Origin of the sequence: Mesorhizobium sp. M4A.F.Ca.ET.050.02.1.1 (assembly GCF_003997725.1) — a bacterium.
Taxonomy (GTDB): Bacteria; Pseudomonadota; Alphaproteobacteria; order Rhizobiales; family Rhizobiaceae; genus Mesorhizobium.
The window spans coordinates 1-1045 of record NZ_RZSG01001238.1 but is presented as its reverse complement, the minus strand read 5'-3'; the positions used below and the strand labels follow the sequence as shown (position 1 = coordinate 1045).

Annotated in this window: 1 protein-coding gene; it reads left to right on the top strand. The window is 65.2% G+C overall.

What is annotated here, in order from left to right; genetic code table 11:
* Positions 1–30 precede the first annotated feature (30 nt).
* Entirely contained in the window at positions 31–966 is a 936-nt protein-coding gene (locus tag EOA33_RS36615; protein WP_126057816.1) for a dihydrodipicolinate synthase family protein, read from the top strand.
* The last annotated feature ends 79 nt before the right edge of the window (positions 967–1045 follow it).

The window sequence follows — 1045 nt, the reverse complement described above, 5'->3', positions numbered from 1 at the left end:
TCACTGATATATCAGATTGGAGACGCTGCCATGTGGACTGGAGTTTTTCCCGCCGTCACGAGCAAATTCACCGAGGACGACCGTCTCGATCATGCCGAAATGGAGCGCTGCTACGCGCTGCAGATGGAGGCCGGCTGCGACGGCATCATCGTCTGCGGCTCGCTCGGCGAAGGGCCGATGCTGTCGCATGACGAGAAGATCGAGGTGCTCAAGACGGCGCAGAAGGTCGCCGGAGGGAAGCCGGTGCTGCTCACCGTGAACGAGCCCGGCACCCGCGAGGCGGCAAGCATCGCGCGCCGTGCCGGGCAGGCCGGGGCCAGCGGGCTGATGGTGGTTCCCAGCCCGATCTACCATACCGACCCGGAAGAGACGGTCGCCGCCCTGCGCGCCGTGGCCGATGCCGGCGACCTGCCGGTCATGATCTACTCGAACCGGCTGGCGTACCGGGTCGACGTCACAGTCGACCAGATGGAGGAGCTGGCGTCCGACGCGCGCTTCGTCGCCATCAAGGAATCCTCCGACGACATCCGTCGCTCGACGGAGATCATCAACCGGCTCGGCGACCGCTACGATCTGTTCACTGGCGTCGACAATCTTGCCTTCGAGGCACTGTCGGTCGGGGCCGTCGGCTGGGTGGCGGGGCTGGTCACCGCCTTCCCGCGCGAGACGGTGGCGATCTACCAGCTGATGAAGCAGGGCCGGCGCGAGGAGGCGCTCGAGATCTATCGCTGGTTCCGGCCGCTGCTCGACCTCGATGTCTCGACCTATCTGGTCCAAAACATCAAGCTTGCTGAAGTGCTGGCGATCGATACCAATGATCGCGTTCGGATGCCGCGCCGGCCGCTGTCGGGCGAGCGCCGCAAGGCGGTGGAAAAGATCGTTCGGGATGCGTTGGCAGTGCGGCCGAAACTGCCGGCGCTGCAGGCGTCTCCTCGATCGCCGGACAAGCTGGTGGCAGCCGAATAGAGGAATAGCATTCGCGTGCAGGAAAATTCCGATGAGACCGAGGAGGGGCGCCGCCCCTCATCCGCCCTTCGGGCACCTT

Bases quoted from the DNA above. Each gene is read 5' to 3' on its own strand.
- EOA33_RS36615 (WP_126057816.1), top strand. From the start codon at position 31: ATGTGGACTGGAGTTTTTCCCGCCGTCACGAGCAAATTCACCGAGGAC.